At 70.7% G+C, this 15,396-nt stretch carries 16 protein-coding genes; 4 read left to right on the plus strand and 12 right to left on the minus strand.

Annotated features, from left to right (window positions below; genetic code table 11):
• Positions 1-40 precede the first annotated feature (40 nt).
• Positions 41-943 carry a hypothetical protein gene (locus L3V18_RS08110; RefSeq protein WP_237054160.1) on the plus strand — a complete coding sequence of 301 codons (903 nt, stop codon included), beginning with the start codon at positions 41-43 and terminating at the stop codon, positions 941-943.
• Between the two features lie 17 nt (positions 944-960).
• On the opposite strand, the gene L3V18_RS08115 is transcribed toward L3V18_RS08110, so the two are convergent.
• The 5 genes from L3V18_RS08115 to L3V18_RS08135 all read right to left on the minus strand — a co-directional run bounded on the left by L3V18_RS08115 (position 961) and on the right by L3V18_RS08135 (position 4,251).
• Positions 961-1,650, minus strand: coding sequence for an RDD family protein (locus tag L3V18_RS08115; protein WP_237054161.1), 690 nt, complete (start codon positions 1,648-1,650; stop codon positions 961-963).
• A complete protein-coding gene (gene tatC / locus L3V18_RS08120; protein ID WP_255783831.1) occupies positions 1,647-2,474 on the minus strand; it encodes a twin-arginine translocase subunit TatC in 828 nt (275 codons plus the stop codon). The genes L3V18_RS08115 and tatC overlap by 4 nt, the downstream gene beginning before the upstream one ends.
• Positions 2,458-2,970, minus strand: coding sequence for a Sec-independent protein translocase protein TatB (gene tatB, locus L3V18_RS08125; protein ID WP_237054162.1), 513 nt, complete (start codon positions 2,968-2,970; stop codon positions 2,458-2,460). Before tatB ends, tatC begins: the two co-directional genes overlap by 17 nt.
• Positions 2,971-2,999: 29 nt before the next feature.
• Positions 3,000-3,233 (minus strand): Sec-independent protein translocase subunit TatA, encoded by a 234-nt coding sequence (gene tatA / locus L3V18_RS08130; RefSeq protein WP_237054163.1) that lies wholly within the window; start codon positions 3,231-3,233, stop codon positions 3,000-3,002.
• A 145-nt stretch (positions 3,234-3,378) separates the two neighbouring features.
• Positions 3,379-4,251, minus strand: coding sequence for a lipid-binding SYLF domain-containing protein (locus tag L3V18_RS08135; protein WP_425493494.1), 873 nt, complete (start codon positions 4,249-4,251; stop codon positions 3,379-3,381).
• A gap of 250 nt (positions 4,252-4,501) precedes the next feature.
• On the opposite strand from L3V18_RS08135, the gene hemH reads away from it, so the two are divergent.
• Entirely contained in the window at positions 4,502-5,527 is a 1,026-nt protein-coding gene (hemH, locus tag L3V18_RS08140) for a ferrochelatase (RefSeq protein WP_237054165.1), read from the plus strand.
• A gap of 11 nt (positions 5,528-5,538) precedes the next feature.
• Positions 5,539-6,405, plus strand: a complete 867-nt coding sequence (locus tag L3V18_RS08145) for an alpha/beta fold hydrolase (protein ID WP_237054166.1) — start codon at positions 5,539-5,541, stop codon at positions 6,403-6,405.
• Positions 6,406-6,454: 49 nt separating this feature from the next.
• On the opposite strand, the gene L3V18_RS08150 is transcribed toward L3V18_RS08145, so the two are convergent.
• The 4 genes from L3V18_RS08150 to ttcA all read right to left on the minus strand — a co-directional run bounded on the left by L3V18_RS08150 (position 6,455) and on the right by ttcA (position 9,993).
• The gene (locus L3V18_RS08150; RefSeq protein ID WP_237054167.1) at positions 6,455-7,024 is read right to left on the minus strand and encodes a hypothetical protein; all 570 of its coding nucleotides are present in this window, start codon (positions 7,022-7,024) and stop codon (positions 6,455-6,457) included.
• A 131-nt stretch (positions 7,025-7,155) separates the two neighbouring features.
• Positions 7,156-7,947: a YgjP family zinc-dependent metalloprotease gene (locus L3V18_RS08155; RefSeq protein WP_237054168.1), complete on the minus strand. Its 792-nt coding sequence runs from the start codon at positions 7,945-7,947 to the stop codon at positions 7,156-7,158.
• 165 nt (positions 7,948-8,112) lie between these two features.
• The gene (locus L3V18_RS08160; RefSeq protein WP_237054169.1) at positions 8,113-9,018 is read right to left on the minus strand and encodes a recombination-associated protein RdgC; all 906 of its coding nucleotides are present in this window, start codon (positions 9,016-9,018) and stop codon (positions 8,113-8,115) included.
• 72 nt (positions 9,019-9,090) lie between these two features.
• Positions 9,091-9,993 carry a tRNA 2-thiocytidine(32) synthetase TtcA gene (gene ttcA, locus L3V18_RS08165; RefSeq protein ID WP_237054170.1) on the minus strand — a complete coding sequence of 301 codons (903 nt, stop codon included), beginning with the start codon at positions 9,991-9,993 and terminating at the stop codon, positions 9,091-9,093.
• 122 nt (positions 9,994-10,115) lie between these two features.
• Between ttcA and L3V18_RS08170 the strand changes: the two genes are divergently transcribed.
• Entirely contained in the window at positions 10,116-10,334 is a 219-nt protein-coding gene (locus tag L3V18_RS08170) for a YdcH family protein (protein ID WP_237054171.1), read from the plus strand.
• Positions 10,335-10,393: 59 nt separating this feature from the next.
• Here L3V18_RS08170 and L3V18_RS08175 read toward each other — a convergent pair whose 3' ends face one another.
• The 3 genes from L3V18_RS08175 to L3V18_RS08185 all read right to left on the minus strand — a co-directional run bounded on the left by L3V18_RS08175 (position 10,394) and on the right by L3V18_RS08185 (position 15,249).
• On the minus strand, positions 10,394-11,275 hold the full coding sequence (locus tag L3V18_RS08175; RefSeq protein ID WP_237054172.1) for an acetolactate decarboxylase: 882 nt from the start codon (positions 11,273-11,275) through the stop codon (positions 10,394-10,396).
• Between the two features lie 94 nt (positions 11,276-11,369).
• Positions 11,370-14,216 carry a glycerol-3-phosphate 1-O-acyltransferase PlsB gene (gene plsB, locus L3V18_RS08180; RefSeq protein WP_425493486.1) on the minus strand — a complete coding sequence of 949 codons (2,847 nt, stop codon included), beginning with the start codon at positions 14,214-14,216 and terminating at the stop codon, positions 11,370-11,372.
• A gap of 43 nt (positions 14,217-14,259) precedes the next feature.
• Positions 14,260-15,249 carry a hypothetical protein gene (locus tag L3V18_RS08185; protein ID WP_237054173.1) on the minus strand — a complete coding sequence of 330 codons (990 nt, stop codon included), beginning with the start codon at positions 15,247-15,249 and terminating at the stop codon, positions 14,260-14,262.
• Between the last annotated feature and the right edge of the window lie 147 nt (positions 15,250-15,396).

The raw sequence follows: 15,396 nt of genomic DNA on the forward strand, positions 1-15,396 counted from the left end.
GCATCCGCCTGCACCGCACGCCCCATCGAACCCCACAGCAATGACCACACACGCAACAGGACCGCTGGCCGGTCTGTCCTGGCTCGTCCGCGGCGTCAATCTCGGATACCGCAACGCCCGCGCGATCTTCGGCGCAGCGGCCATCTTCATGATGCTCAGCCTGGTGCCGAACCTGCTGCAGCTGGTGCTGCAGTCGGTGTTCAAGCCGGACCTGTCGGGCAGCACGATCATCGCCGCACTGGTCACCGTGCTGTCGATCGCGATCATGTCGCCGGCGATCGGCGGCTACCTGCGCCTGATCGACGCCAGCGAGCACGGCCGGCCGGCGCACGCGGGCGACATCCTGCAGCCGTTCGCCCGCGGTGGCGGTGCGCTGCAGCTGATCGGCTTCGGCATGTTGATGACGCTGGCCTGCGTCGCGATCGCGGCCGTGGTGATCAGCCAGTTCGGCGAGGGATTCCCGGACTGGTACGCGCAGATCGTCAGCCTGTCCCGGAAGGGCGGCGAGATCGACCCTTCACAGATTCCGCAGCTGCCGGACGGGATCGGCCAGCTGATCGGCATCGGCTCGGTGATCGGTGTGGTGCTGAGCGGGATCTACGCGATCGGCTTCGGTCAGGTCGCGCTGGGCCGGCGCAGCGTCGGCGCGGCGATCCGCGACGGCATCGTCGGAACGCTGAAGAATCTGCTGCCGATGGCGGTGCTGGCGATCGTGATCTTCTTCGGCTCGATGCTGCTGCTTCTGGCGCTGACCGTGATGATCGGCCTGGTCGCGGCGGTCGCCGCGCTGGTCCATCCCACCCTGGTGCTGGTCCTGGTGGTGCCGCTGTACCTGGCGCTGCTGCTGGCGATGCACGTGGTGATGTTCGGGGTGATGTACTACTTCTGGCGCGACGTCTGCACCGACGGACCGGCGCCACGCGACGATCAGGTCGCGATGTAACGCCCGGCGGCGCCGGATCAACCCAGCGCCGTTTCCAGCGCCTGCCATGCCAGGCGGCTGAATCCGATCGTCATCGCGACGCACGCGGCGGTGGCGGCGAGCGCCTGCAGGCCCAGCCAGCCCCAGGCCCATACCGGCAGCGGCCGCGACGGCGGCGCTGCCAGCACCCGGGTACCGCTGATCCGGTCGTGCAGGGCGAGCCGGTGCGGCGGCACCATCGCCGTCACGTGTCCGAGGTTCAGGGTCAGCCACGACAGTGCGCTGGCCGCGTAGCGGGCGGTCACGCGGCCCGGCCCGGGCCGCCGGCCATCCCGGTCGACGACCACCAGCCCAAGCGCCCGCTTGCCGATGGTCGCCTGCCAGCGCGAGGACTCGGCCAGCACGTGATAGACGAGCCCGACCACGACGTAGCCGGCCAGCGCCGGCGCGGCCATCCGCATCAGGTCCGAGCCCAGTGCCGCGATCGCCCCACGGACACCCGGGTCATCGAGCAGGCGCGGAACGACCGCCAGCGCCGGGAGACCCTCCTGCACCCCACGGTCGAGCTGCGCATAGCAGTCGATCAGCAGTTGCAGCAGATCGTCGCCGAATGCCGAAGCCGCCGCCAGCACGCTTCCGGCGACGAACGGTACGACCGCCGCCAGCACCAGGGCGGCATCCAGCGACCAGGCCACGTAGCGCGGCCAGAACCCGGCCGGCCGGGTCACGAATCCCGCGCGCGGTCGCGCGAGGGCACCAGCCAGCGCGAGGCGAGGATGCCGAGCTCGTACAGCAGCATCATCGGGATCGCCAGCATCAGCTGCGAGATCACGTCGGGCGGGGTGACGATCGCGGCGACGATGAACACGCCGACGATCGCGTAGCCGCGGGCCTCCTTCATCTGCTCGGGCGTGACCCAGCCCAGCAGCGACAGGATCACCAGCGCGACCGGCAGCTCGAAGCTCAGGCCGAAAGCCAGGAAGATCACCAGCACGAAGTCGAGGTAGGCGTTGATGTCGGTCATCATCGCCACGCCCTCCGGCGTGACCCCGGTCAGGAAGCCGAACACGGTCGGCAGCACCAGGAAGTACGCGAATGCGCAGCCGGCATAGAACAGCGTCACCGCCGACACCAGCAGTGGCATCGCCAGCCGCTTCTCGCGCTGGTACAGGCCCGGCGCGACGAACGCCCAGGCCTGGTAGAGCAGCCACGGCATCGCCAGCACCAGGGCGACGAAGAAGGCGAGCTTGAGCGGCGCGAAGAACGGCGAGGCGACCTCGACCGCGATCATGTGCGCGCCCTCGGGCAGCTTGGCCACCAGCGGCGCCGCCAGCCACGCGTACAGCCGGTGCGAGAACGGCAAGGTGACCAGCACCGCGGCCAGCAGGCCGAGCACGCCACGCATCAACCGGCTGCGCAGCTCGATCAGGTGATCGAGCAGGCGCGGCTCCTCCGCCGGCTGCCCCTCGGCGGGCTGCCCATCGGCCGCCGACGTGCGCGGCGATGCCGAGGCGTCGTCGCCCGCGGCGCGCGGATCAGGTCCGCGGTGCATGCCCGTCACCGGCTGCAGGGGTGGAGGTGCCCGAGTTGCCGGCATCGCGCGGCCCGGCATCGGGCTCGCCGGCATCGTCGCGGATGTCGTGGCCTGCGGTCGATGGCCGCTCCCCCGCCGGGGCCGGGTCCACGTCGCGCTCCTCCTCGCCGCGGCGACTGCGGTCGGACGCGTCGACGAGATTTTCGGCCGGATCGGCGGCGGCCGCGCGGCGCGCCGGATCGAGCGATTCGAGTTCGCGCTTCAGCGTGGAGCCGCTGTCGTGCAGACGCTGGCCGGCCTCGCGCAGGTCGTCACGGGCGTCGAGCAGGCTGCGCTTGAGTTCCTCGTCGGCCATCTCGCGCTCGAACTCGGACTTCACCGAGTACCACTGCGCGCGCGCGCGCCGCACCCACAGACCAGCGAAGCGCGCGGCCCTGGGCAGGCGCTCGGGACCGAGCACGAGCAGGGCCACGACCGCGATCACGAAGATCTCGGAAAAACCGATGTCGAACATGGCCGGCCGGTACGGGTGCGTGCCGACGGTCAGCGCGGGGTGCGCTCGTCCTCGGACGTCTGCTCGCTGCGGGCCTGCTCGGACCCGGCGGCATCGTCCTTCGGCAGCTGGGCCTTCGGCTTGTCGTCGGCGCTGACGCCGTCCTTGAAGCCCTTCACGGCTTCACCCAGATCCTTGCCGACGTTCTTCAGCCGCTTGGTGCCGAATACCAGCACCACGATCAGGAGGACGACCAGCCAGTGCCAGATGCTGAAACTTCCCATGGGGGATGCCTGTTGCGTGTGGAGTGACAGGATACCGCAGCACCGATGACAACCCATCGCCGCCGACACCCCGGTTGCGGCCCGGGTTCACGGATCGGGGAAGGCGCGCCCACCCGCGACCGGACGGGCACGCCGGCGGCGCGCGTCAGGGCAGGGGTTCGGCCTGGACCGGCTCCTCGACGGTCTCGAACGGCGGCGGCTGCGGGGTGGTCGCGGCCGGGTCGGCCGGCACGGCGGTCATCGGCGCCGTCGTGGCCGGTGGCGGCACCGTGGTGGCCGGCAGCGTCGATGCCGCCGGACGCGCGGCCGGTGCCCCGTCGTCGCGGCGGGCGCGGGCGAGCGCGGTTGCTTCCTCGAGCTGGTCGCGGAAATCGACCACCGCGTTCGCTGGCTGGCCCTGGGCGCGACCCTCGAAGATCATCCTCGGCGTGGTGCCGGGGCCGTAGACCGCCTGGTTGGCATCGTCATCGATGCTCAGCACCGCGCCGTCCAGGGCGATGCCGGCGAACAGCCCGCGGGCGCGCGACCACGACCAGATCTCGGCCTTGAGCTGGCCGTCGGTGGCGGTGGCGGCATTGCGCCCGACCGGGCCCGCGGCGACGCCGGCATCGGCGCCGAGGGTGACCTTGCCGTTGACGATCGAGTCCAGGCCGCGCTCGCTGCGGAACACCAGCACCACGTCCGCCGACTGCACGCCGGCCTGGAAACCGACGCTGCCGCCGGTCAGCTTGACGAAGCTCGGCTGCGACCAGGTGCCGTCGGGATTCTTCACCGACATCAGGCCGTGGCCGCGGCGACCGCCGATGACCAGACCGATCTTCAGCGTATCGGGGACGACCACTATTCCCCGCGCCTCGTCGAGCAGCTTGTCGGGAATCGCCGATTCGGGGATCGCCTGGATGTCGCCCAGCACACGCACCGCGTTGCGGGCGCGCTCTTCCTCGGTGGGACCGGCCACCGCGGTGGCGGCCGCGCACAGCAGGACGGCGGCGGCGACAGCGCGGGCGGCACGGGGCAGGGCGCGTTGCATCGGCTTGAAGGGCATTGCGGGACTCCGGTCGTGGGCGCACGACGGCAACGCGCGCCGCAATTGGGTTCGAAGTGATTGTGGTGCAGCCTGCGCGGGCGCGAATGAATCGGTGCGAAACCGTCGCGCCATCCGCCACGGAGAGCCGCGATGGCGGCCCGAAGCCCGCGTTCCTGCTGGACCGGGCCTGCGCACCTGTCATCCTATACCGGTACCGGAAGCCAGCCCCCTGCCCGCCCCGATGTCCACACCCGCTCCTCCGACCGCGTCCCCGTCCCACGCCGCGCCCGCAACGGCGGCGGGCGGCGCTGCACTCGTCCTCGTCAATCTCGGCACCCCGGACGCGCCCACGCCGGCCGCTGTCCGCCGCTACCTGTCGGAATTCCTGCACGATCGCCGCGTGGTCGACCTGACACGCTGGCTCTGGTGTCCGCTGCTGCATTTCGCGATCCTGCCGCTGCGCTCGCCGGTGGTCGCCCGCAAGTACGCCAGCATCTGGATGTCCGCCGACGGCGCGCCCGGCGGCTCGCCGCTGGCGGTGCACACGCGGGAGCTGGCCCAGGCCGTGCAGTCCGAGCTGCCGCAGCTGCAGGTCGTCGATGCGATGCGCTACGGACAGCCGGCGCTGGCGGCGGTGCTGGAATGGCTGCGTGGCCGGGGCGCCGGCCGGATCGTGGTGCTGCCGTTGTATCCGCAGTACTCGACCTCGACCACCGCCTCGGTCGCCGACGTGCTCGCGCGCTTCGGCGCCGCTGCGCCGGAGATCGAGCTGCGGATGATCGAGGACTATCACCTCGACGCCGGCTGGATCGCCGCGGTGGCGGAATCGATCCGCCGCCATCGCGCGACCCGCGGCTCCGGCGGACATCTGCTGTTCTCGTTCCACGGCCTGCCGCGCCGCTTCATCGAACGCGGCGACCCGTACCAGCGCCAGTGCGAAGCCAGCGCCGCGGCGATCGCGGCCACGCTGGGCCTGGCCGACGACGCCTGGAGCCTGGGCTACCAGTCGCGCTTCGGACGCGAGGAATGGCTGGCGCCGTCGACCGCGGACACACTGGCATCGCTGGCGGGGCGTGGCATCCACGACGTGGACGTGGTCGCACCGGGTTTCGCGGTCGACTGCATCGAAACCCTGGAGGAGATCGCGATGATGCTCGCGGAAGATTTTGCCGGGCGCGGCGGCACGCTGCGCTACATCCCATGCCTGAACGCGGAACCGGACCACGCCCGCGCGCTCGCCGGCCTCGTCCGGCCGCTGCTCGGATGACGGCGCCGGGAATGCTGCGCGAACTCGTGCTCGACACGCCGCTGGGCCGCATCGCCGGGCTGCGCGGCGGCCATCCCGGCGCAGCGCGCGTACTCGCGCTGCATGGCTGGCTCGACAACGCGGCCAGTTTCGCGCCGATCGCACCGCTGCTGGACGGTATCGAGCTGGTCGCGATCGACCTGCCGGGCCACGGCCGCAGCGCGCATCTTCCACCCGGGGCGGACTATTCGTTCCCAGGCGCGGTGAACTCGGTGCTCGACGTCGCCGACGCACTGGGCTGGGACCGCTTCGCCCTGCTCGGCCATTCGATGGGCGCCGGCATCGCCAGCCTGGTCGCCGCCTCGTGCCCGGAGCGGGTCGGGCGGCTGGTCGCGATCGAGGCACTGGGCGCGCTGGCCGATGCGCCGGAAAACACGGCCGCGCGGATGCGCCAGGCAATCGCCGCAAGCCGCGCATTGCGCGGCAAGTCGTTGCGGGTGTTTCCCGACCTGGCACTGGCGGTGCGCGCGCGGATGGCCGCCGGCACCCAGGTCGGCAGCCGTCTCGCCGAGCCGGCCGCACGGTTGCTGGTCGAGCGCGGCACGGTGCCGGTGGATGGCGGTTTCGTCTGGTCGAGCGACCCGCGCCTGACCCTGCCGACCTTCCAGCGCCCGACCGAGGCACAGGTGAACGACCTGGTCGCCGGGATCGACTGCCCGACCCTGACGATCTTCGCCGAACCCGCCCAGCCCTACCTGCCCGATCCGCTGCGGCGTGCGCGCGCGGCGCTGCTGCCGGACGGCCGGCTGGTGGTGATGGAAGGCGGTCATCACCTGCACATGGAGGACCCGGCCACGGTCGCCGCGGCCATCGGCGACTTCTTCCTGCGCCAGGCCTGAGCGCCGGGCCTGGCGCGCCGCACGACCGCCCGGTCGCGGCACGGCTCCGTTACTGTCGTTCGCGCAGCTGCAGGCCGATCTGGACCTGGCCTTTGCCGTCGCCGTTGATCGACACCACCGTGTTGCGTGCGTCCTTCTCGAACGCGAGCATCGCGTTCTCGGCGTCGTGCTGCATCGCCATCGTCTGTTTCCAGCCGCTGGCCTGCATCGCGTCGCGCGCCTCGGCGAACAACTCCGTCGTCCTGCCCTCGGTGCTCAGGCTCAACACCCGCGTGCCGGAAACCTCGAGCATGCTGCGGACCTGGTAGTCGCGCGGCAGGTAGACGTCGTCGGGGAAGTCGTCCGGCAGCCGCAGCGATTCGCCGCCGGCGATCTTCATCTCGCCTTCCTCGGTCTTCAGGGTGACCTGCTCGCCGTCGCGCTCGACCTCGACCTTCTTGCCCGAAGCCGCCGAGATCGCGGTTTCCGCGATCCGCTCCTCGGCCGACTTGCCGCAGGCGGCCAGCACGGCGACGGCGGCCAGCACGGCCAGATCGCGCAGCAACGCCGCACGGGGCCGGTCGACAGGGCGGCCGTGGCCGGCGGAGGCGATCCTGGTAGGGCATGCATGACGGGTCATGGGCATCTCGACGGATTGGAAGGGGTCGGATCGCGACGGCCGGTCCGGGATGGACGGCCATCGCCACGACTTCAAACGCATTCGGCAGCCGGAAGCGGACACCACCCCCAATCCTCGCCTGTCGTCGCCATTCAGTCCGACAGCAGCGCCCGCGTCATCGCCTTCAGCCGGCGGCCCTCGGCGTGGAAATAGTCGCGCTCGGCCCGCCATTGCGGGAATCGCGCCTCGACCTCGGCCCAGAACGCCCGCGAATGATCGGCCCGGACCAGGTGGCAGAGCTCGTGCACCAGAACGTATTCGAACGCCGACGGCCGCGCCAGCACCAGCCCCAGATCGAGCGCCATCGTGCCGTCCGGGGCCAGCGAGCCCCATTGCGACGACATCACCTTCAGCCGCACCCGCCGCGGCGCCCGCGGCAGCGTCGACAGATAGCGCGGCAGCCAGCGGCCGACGTCGGCCCGTGCCTGCGCCTCGTAGAAGTCGCGCAGCGCACGCCGCAGGGCGGCTTCGCCGGCGCGGACGCCGGTGGTGAACACCAGCGCGCCCGCCGGATCGCGATCCAGCCGGGTGAAACGGCCCGGCTGCCAGCTCAACGGCACCATCGCGCCGCGCAACGGCAACGCACGGCTTTCCTCGCACACCAGCGTCGGCAGCGCATCGATCGTGTAGCGGGTGATCTGTTCGGCCAGCCAGTCCCCGTGTTCGTGCAGGAAGCGTTCGGCGGCGACCAGCGATGAGCGGGGCGGCAGGGTCAGGCGCGCGCCGCGCTCGTCGACCGATAGGCGCAACCGGCGCGCGCGCGGATCGCGCACGCGCATGAGCTCGATCAGGCGCCCGTCGGGCAGAGAGAATTCGACGGCTTCGCGTTCGACCCGGCCAGCGGTGCCGGGCCTGGGCGCAAGCAGGCGGAAAGGTGGTGTCATCGACGGATGGGCTGCACTACGACCGGGGGATGCATGCGACGCCGCCCATCCGTGGACACGCGCATGATACCCCCGGCAAAGGCCGCCGACGTTTCAGCGCGGCGACGGAAGACTCTGCGGACGTTTTCCGGCGACGCCGGGAACACAGCCTCCCGGCGGCACGGATCAGGCTTCGGCCCGGCTCAGCTTCAGCGCCGACTCCAGCACCGAGAACAGGCGCCGGGTCTCGCCGGCCATCAGGGTGAAACGGGCATCGAGCTCGGCGCGCATGTCCTCGGCCTCGGTGTTCTCCAGTTCGTCGACGGCGCCGTCGAGCAGCTTGAACTTGCGTATCACCAGGTCCTCGCCGAGCACGAAGCTGACGTGATCGTCGAGATTGAGCGCGAGCCGGGTGACCTGCTTGCCGGACTCCAGGTGCTTGTTGATCTCGTCCGACTGCAGCTCCATCCGCTGCACCTTGACCACCGCACCCTGGTCGACCGGATCGCGCAGCTCGCACTCGTCGCCGAGCGACAGCCCGTCAGGCAACGGCTCGCCGGCGACCCAGCCGGTCAGCACCGCGCGCGGCGCGACCTCGGCGTTCAGCGGCAGGGCCGGGAAACTGCCCAGCGCGCGGCGGATCTCGCTGACCACGGTCTCGGCATTCTTGCGGCTGGAGGTGTCGACGACGACGATGCCGTGGCCGCGATCGATCAGCGCGTCGGTGCGACCGGGCTTGATGAACGCGCGCGGCAGCAGGTCGGTGATCAATTCGTCCTTGATCCGCTTGCGGGTGCGGCCGCCGGGCTTGCGGCCCTCCTTGCGCTCGATCTCCGCCAGCTTCTTCGCCAGCATGTCGTTGACCACGCTGCCCGGCAGCAGGCGGTCCTCGCCGCCGACGGTCAACCACATCGCGTCGCCGACCGAGTGCGACAGCGCATCGGCATCGCGTCCGAAAGGTGAGATGAAGCCGCGGCTGGACAGCTCCAGCGGGCCGACCGGCTTGAGCCGGCACTCGTCGAGACCGGCATCGAGGTCGTCGAATTTCTGGGTGGTCGGGAAGCGGAACAGGGTCAGGTTGCGGAAGAACATCGAGTATCCGGAAACGGGTGGGAATGTCTTTGCTCGTCATCCCGGCAGAAGCCGGGATGACGGTACGGGGCATCAGGCGTCATCGTCCGCCGTGGCGTGCGGTTCGCCGGCAAGCCAGGCGTGCGCATCCGGCACCGCTTCGCCGCGGCGCCCCAGGGCGAGGAAATCGAACAGCCTGCCGTCGCTCAGCTGCGACGGGCGGATGTCGCCAAGCGCACGCGAGATCGTCTCGATGCGGCCGGGCGACTCGCGCTCCCATTCGTCCATCATCCGCTTGACCTGCTTGCGCTGCAGGTTCTCCTGCGAACCGCACAGGTTGCACGGGATGATCGGGAACTGCCTGAGCCCCGCGTAGCGGGCGATGTCGTCCTCGCGCACGTACGCCAGCGGCCGGATCACCACGTGCCTGCCGTTGTCGGACAGCAGCTTCGGCGGCATGCCCGACAGCTTGGCGTGGAAGAACAGATTGAGGAAGAACGTCGCCACCAGATCGTCGCGATGGTGGCCCAGCGCGATCTTGTTGAAGCCGTTCTCCTCGGCCCAGGTGTAGAGCGCGCCGCGCCGCAGCCGCGAGCACAACGAACACATCGTCTTGCCCTCGGGCACGACGCGGGTCACGACCGAATAGGTGTCCTGCTCGATGATGTGGTGATCCACGCCGATCGAGCGCAGATATTCCGGTAGCACGTGTTCGGGAAAGCCTGGCTGCTTCTGGTCGAGGTTGACCGCGGTGACCGAGAAGTCGACCGGCGCCTTCTTCCGCAACTGCAGCAGCACGTCGAGCATGGTGTAGCTGTCCTTGCCGCCGGACAGGCAGACCATCACCCGGTCGCCGTCCTCGATCATGCCGAAGTCGGCGATCGCACGGCCGACCTGGTGGCGCAGGCGCTTGCCAAGCTTGTTGGCCTCGTGCGCGGCACGGCGCGGGTCACTGGCGCGCGGCAGGGGTTCGGCGAGGGGCAGGATCGTGCTCATGGACCGCCCATTCTACTGGACGACCGGCCTGCCGAACGGCACCGGCGAAGGGCTGCCCGAGCGCCACGGCATACCCCATCGCGCGTCATGACGCCGCGGCGACGGCGCGCTAAGCTCGGCGCATGCTCGAAACCGACGATCCCGCCGTCATCGCCCGCCGCTTGGCCGAACTGCGGATCGAGCACCGCGACCTGGACGCGGCGATCGAGCGCCTCGCCTCGCTGCGCGACGGCGACCCCCATGACGATCTGGCGCTGAAACGGATGAAGAAGCGCAAGCTGTGGCTGAAGGACTGCATCGCCCGGCTGGAGAGCGCACTGATCCCCGACGAGCCGGCCTGACGCCACGACCGTCCGGGCAGCCGCTCCACGAGCCGGCAGGCATGGGGCTTCGCGTTCGCCTATTCCACCCTTTCCGGAAGGGCCCGGATGGCACGCCGGAACGCATCCTCTTCTCCGTCATCCGCGGGCAGCAGCCCGGCCCGATCGAAGGCCGCCTCCCCGGGCAGGCGCAGGCGCAACTCGCGGCTGCTGTCGAGCCGCACGTCCAGCGGTCCGCCGTCCAGCTCCAGCAGATGCCCACCGATGCGACGCCGGTCGTCGACGAAGTGGAAATGCCATCCCGGTGCGTTCACACCCCCCAGATAGTCCGGCATGCGGAAGCCGACCACGCTGCCCTCCACGTCGCGCAGGTCGATCACATGTTGGCTGGCGATCACCTCGCCCAGCGACCGGTATGGCGGACGCTGGCGTTCGACGCTGCGTATCCGCACGTGCGCGAACCGTCCGTCGATACGCGCCAGGTGGAACAGGTTGGGCGAGACGATCCGCGTGTCGAGCGACCGCGCCAGCGCCCCGAAATCCTCCACCGGCGGCAGCTCGAACCGCTGGTCCGGCCGCAGCCGCTTGACCATGGCGAAAGGGGTCGTCGCGGTGGGCGGGAGCGCGCGCACGCGACCATGTGCATCGGCATGGTAGGCCACCCCGTCGAGGACGATCACCTCGCCCTCCAGCGGACTCACCGCGCCCAGGCCGGTGTCGCCGTGGCACAGCAGTTGCGCATAGGAGGTGCCGCCCTCGTACAACCGTCCCTGGCCCAGCGCAGCGGCCGGCGCGAACTGGTGGACCGCGTCGGCGTCGGCATCGGCGCATCCTGTGCCGGCGGTCGATTGACCCGCGAATGCCGACCACGGCGCCAGCCACGACAGCAGTGCACCGGCGAACAGGTGCCGCGAGCGGCGGGCGGGATGGCGCATGCGTTCCGGAGCAGGGGGCGTGGTCATGCCCGCAGTCTGGACGGACCGCGGCAGTGGACCATCCCCCGGGAGCGAAGTTGTCTGTTTCACAAGACGAAGCAATGTCGCTCCGTCGGCATCGTCAGGTATCCGCGGGTTTCGCCCCCGCGCGTTCCGCGGCATCCGCCCGCGCCATCTCCGGGCTGACCTTCTCGATCGTGTGGCGCAGCTCGCGGCCGAGGATGAACTTGGCGTCGCGGGCCCAGCTGTCGAGCCGGTCGTCGAACGCCAGCTTGCCGTCGTCGTCGCTCCAGACCAGCCCCAGCTCGCGCAGCTTCTGGATGAAGCCGCGGAACAGGGTCTTGTCGAAGAACTCCGGCGCCGCTGGCGCATACAGCAGGCTCAGCCGTTGCGCGGCGAGCTGGCACAGGCTCTCCAGCTGGCCGGCGCTGAGCGTACCTGCGCCGTTCTTGGCCAGCACCGAGATGGTGATGTAGTAGCGCTCGAACGCCTGCTGCAGCGAGTGGCCGATCGCGCGCAGCCGGAATACCTCGTCGGTCTGGCCGGCATTGCGGGCCAGGATGCCGCCATCGTCCTCGCTGACCTGCAGCAGCAGGCCCTCACGGATGAACACGCCGATGGTCGCATCGATGCGGGCGGCGAATTCGTCCTCGGTCCACGGCAGGAACAGCTCGGCCTGCAGGAACGGATAGACGCTGCGGCCGAGCCGCAGCAGGCCGGCATGGCTCATCCGCCGGTTGTTCTGGAAACAGCAGGCCACCCACGACGCGGCGGTGAACAGGTGCAGCACGTTGTTGCGGAAGTAGCTCAGCAGCACCGCGTTGTCGCCGCTGACGCCGAGGATGTCGCCCAGCGGATGCGCGGTTCGGTTCAGTACGCCGATCTCCTCGCCGTGGGCGATGATCTGCGCGGGTTCATGCGGCGTGACCGTGACGCGTTCGCCGTACGGCACCTCGGCAAGGAGGGTGCGCGACAGCGCGATCTGCGCGAGCAGGTCGCCCTCGCCCATCGCGTGCTTGGGCGTCGACAGCAGCGCCATCGCCAGCAGGTTGATCGGATTGACGTCGGCGGCACGATTGACGTTGATCTGGATCCGCTGGGCGAGGGCGTCGACGGTGGCCGGCATCCACTCGGGCCTGGCGTCTTCCGGGACCGGCTGGCGATCCCACTCGGGCGCATGCTCGGCGAGCACGTCGTCGAGCCGGATCGCCTCGCCGAAATTCACCACCACCTGCCCGTAGTTGCTCCCCAGCACCCTGGGGATGCCGGTCAGCAACTGCCAGATCGACTCCTTCTCCTTGGGCTTGCCGGACAACTCGTCGAGGTAGCTGTTGCCTTCCATCAGCTTCTCGTAACCGATGTAGACCGGCTGGAACAGCACCGGCCGGGTCGGCTGGCGCAGGAACGCGCGCACCGTCATCGAGATCATTCCGCCCTTCGGCGGCAGCAGCCGGCCGGTGCGCGAGCGGCCGCCCTCGATGAAGTACTCGATCGAGTAGCCGCCGGCCATCAGCTGGGCGAGGTATTCGGAGAACACCGCCGAGTACAGCGCGCTGCCCTTGATGCTGCGACGCAGGAAGAACGCGCCGCCCTTGCGCAGGATCGTGCCGACCACCGGCAGGTTGAGATTGACGCCGGCGGCGATGTGCGGCGGCACGATTCCGCGCGTGTACAGCAGGTAGCTCAGGAGCAGGTAGTCCATGTGGCTGCGGTGGCAGGGCACGTAGACCACCTCGTGTCCGGGTGCGTCCTGCTTGAGCTTGTCGAGATGGTGCACCAGCACGCCGCGGTAGATGCGGTTCCAGATCGGGGCGAGGATGAAGCTGGCCGAGCGCACGACCGGATGCGAGTAATCGGCCGCGATCTCGTAGGCGTACGCGTGCGCCTTCTTCCAGGCCTCCGCCAGTGACGACTTGTCGCGCCGCGACTGGTCGGCGATCGCGTCCTTCACCGACGGCGCCGACAGCACACGGTCGACCAGCAGGCGCCGGGTCGACAGGTCCGGACCGATGATCGCCGCGCGGATGCGGCGGAAATGCGCGCGCAGCACCCGCGACAGCTTGCGCACCGTGCGCTCCGGCGGCAGCCCCTCGTCGGTGACGCCGCGCAGCGACACCGGCGGCGCGAACCGGACGAGGGTGTCGCGCCCGTTGAGCAGGATCGCCAGCAGGCGGCGGAAACGGCCGACCAGCGCCCAGTTCTCCGAGAACAGCACCGAGAACCAGCCGCTGTTCTTGTCCGGCGCGCGGCCGACGAAGATCGACACCGGCACCAGCTGGACATCGAGGTCGGGCTGCTCGCGGTGCGCCGCCAGCAGCCGCGCGAGCGACTCGGAATGGCTCTTGCCCGACGGCGCCGCGGTGCCCAGCGGCGATCGCGCGGCATTGCGTCGCGACAGCGCCACGTAGGCGCGCTTGCGGCCCAGCGGATCGCCCGGCAGCGGTTGCAACGGCGACGGCAGGCCGGCTTCCCGGCAGGCGCGGTCCAGGACCAGCGCGTTGGACAGGCCGTAGTCCTCGAGCACGTAGCAGATCGGGCGTCCGCGGCCGTCGTCGTGCGCGGCCGGATCGGCCGGTTCGATCGTCAGCGAGACCCACGGCTCCAGCATCCAGCCGAGCAGCCGCGCCCAAAGCGGACGGCGTGCGCGGGGCTGACGCGCGACGGGCGGGACCGGCTCGGGCGCCAGCATCGGCAGGACGGCCTGCCTGGGGTCGCGTTCCGGCTCCCCGACGATCCCGGCGAGCGGGTCGGCAGACGCCTGCGCGGAGGCCGTGTCCGTGTCGGCGTGACCGGCCGGCCCCGCTTCGATGGCCGCCGGCGTGGCCCCGTCGGGGTCGGCGGCGCCGTCCTGCGTGTCCGACGGGGTCTGGCCGGCCGCCGCGGGCAGCTCGAGATGCAGGTCCGGCGGCGACGGCGCGTCGGCGGAGTTCGGGAAAGGCAGGGGCGTCTGTCTGGGCATCCGCGCCATTATGCCGGTTGCGCAGTAGCGGGGGCCGGCAAGCAGATACCGTTCAGCGCGCGGCGGCGGCGCGCTCGCCTTCGCCGGCCGCATCTTCCTCCGGCGGCGTTCCGGCAGGCTCGGCCGGGCCCGTCGCTGGCGGCGCCGGACCTGCCGCGGCCTCGGCATTGCGCAGCAGATCGCTCAGGTACCAGTGGCCGTCGCGCCGTTCCAGCCGCAGCATGGTGTCGACCGGCTGGTCCGCCAGGCGGTACTGCAGCCGCACCCGCGCGCGATCGCCGGTCTGCTCGACGAGGGTCAGCTCGACGCTGTCCAGGGCCGCGTCCAGGTCGAGACCGTAGCCGAGCAGGACCTGCTTGGTGCGGTCGAGGAACGGAGCGATCCGGACCAGGCCGTGCTCCATCCCGGCCTCGGCGAAAGCGCCCTCGCCCGCCAGTCCGGTCAGCCGTGCGGCCGCGGCCAGGCGCGCCAGCGCCGAGCGGGCGCGCTTGCGGTCGCCCAGCGGCGCCTGCTGGCCCCACCGGCTGAGCGCCGCGGCCAGCTGCACGTAATGTTCGCGTTCATCGTCGCTGTAGGTGGGCTCGTTGCTGATGAACTGGGTCGCGAACAGGCCCAGCGCCGATGCGGCCGAGCGCAGCTCGCGCTCCGCGCCGGCGAACTGGCGGTCGTAGCTGGCCATCAGCCGTTTCTCCGCATCCGGCGCGGCGAGGGCGGTGATCATCGCCGGCAACTGTTCGTCGAGCGGCAGCTCGGTGAGCGGCCAGATCGTGCGCCCTTCCGTCCAGGCGGCCTCCAGCCGGACGTGCAGCTCCGGTGGCACGGCGTGGCGGGCATAGGCGGACAGGTCGTTGCGGCGCAGGTCGTCGACCAGCTGCGCAACCGCCTCGGTCGGCCGCACCGGGACGGCTTCGTTGTCCGCCGGGGCCGATCCCGGGCGGCAGCCGGCGAGCATCGCCAGGGCCGGGATCGCGAAAACCGCCGCGAAGACGGTCAGCCAGCGGCGTCGATGGGCCGTCCACGCGACGGCGCGAGTTCCAGACATGGCGCAGCGCTCCCCCGGGTCGCCGGCAATCGCTGGCCGCATCTTGGCGTCCGGGAGCTGGCCATACAAGGCAGGCAGCGCGACCGCCGTCACAACCCATTCCACCGCCCCGGTTCCGACCTGAACAGGCCAAGACGCTGGACCTGA

This window comes from Marilutibacter chinensis (genome assembly GCF_021725675.1).
In the GTDB taxonomy this organism is placed as follows: domain Bacteria; phylum Pseudomonadota; class Gammaproteobacteria; order Xanthomonadales; family Xanthomonadaceae; genus Marilutibacter; species Marilutibacter chinensis.

Bases quoted from the DNA above. Each gene is read 5' to 3' on its own strand.
- L3V18_RS08110 (WP_237054160.1), top strand. From the start codon at position 41: ATGACCACACACGCAACAGGACCGCTGGCCGGTCTGTCCTGGCTCGTC.
- tatC (WP_255783831.1), bottom strand. From the start codon at position 2,474: ATGCACCGCGGACCTGATCCGCGCGCCGCGGGCGACGACGCCTCGGCA.
- tatB (WP_237054162.1), bottom strand. From the start codon at position 2,970: ATGTTCGACATCGGTTTTTCCGAGATCTTCGTGATCGCGGTCGTGGCC.
- tatA (WP_237054163.1), bottom strand. From the start codon at position 3,233: ATGGGAAGTTTCAGCATCTGGCACTGGCTGGTCGTCCTCCTGATCGTG.
- hemH (WP_237054165.1), top strand. From the start codon at position 4,502: ATGTCCACACCCGCTCCTCCGACCGCGTCCCCGTCCCACGCCGCGCCC.
- L3V18_RS08145 (WP_237054166.1), top strand. From the start codon at position 5,539: ATGCTGCGCGAACTCGTGCTCGACACGCCGCTGGGCCGCATCGCCGGG.
- L3V18_RS08150 (WP_237054167.1), bottom strand. From the start codon at position 7,024: ATGACCCGTCATGCATGCCCTACCAGGATCGCCTCCGCCGGCCACGGC.
- L3V18_RS08155 (WP_237054168.1), bottom strand. From the start codon at position 7,947: ATGACACCACCTTTCCGCCTGCTTGCGCCCAGGCCCGGCACCGCTGGC.
- L3V18_RS08160 (WP_237054169.1), bottom strand. From the start codon at position 9,018: ATGTTCTTCCGCAACCTGACCCTGTTCCGCTTCCCGACCACCCAGAAA.
- ttcA (WP_237054170.1), bottom strand. From the start codon at position 9,993: ATGAGCACGATCCTGCCCCTCGCCGAACCCCTGCCGCGCGCCAGTGAC.
- L3V18_RS08170 (WP_237054171.1), top strand. From the start codon at position 10,116: ATGCTCGAAACCGACGATCCCGCCGTCATCGCCCGCCGCTTGGCCGAA.
- L3V18_RS08175 (WP_237054172.1), bottom strand. From the start codon at position 11,275: ATGACCACGCCCCCTGCTCCGGAACGCATGCGCCATCCCGCCCGCCGC.
- plsB (WP_425493486.1), bottom strand. From the start codon at position 14,216: ATGGCGCGGATGCCCAGACAGACGCCCCTGCCTTTCCCGAACTCCGCC.
- L3V18_RS08185 (WP_237054173.1), bottom strand. From the start codon at position 15,249: ATGTCTGGAACTCGCGCCGTCGCGTGGACGGCCCATCGACGCCGCTGG.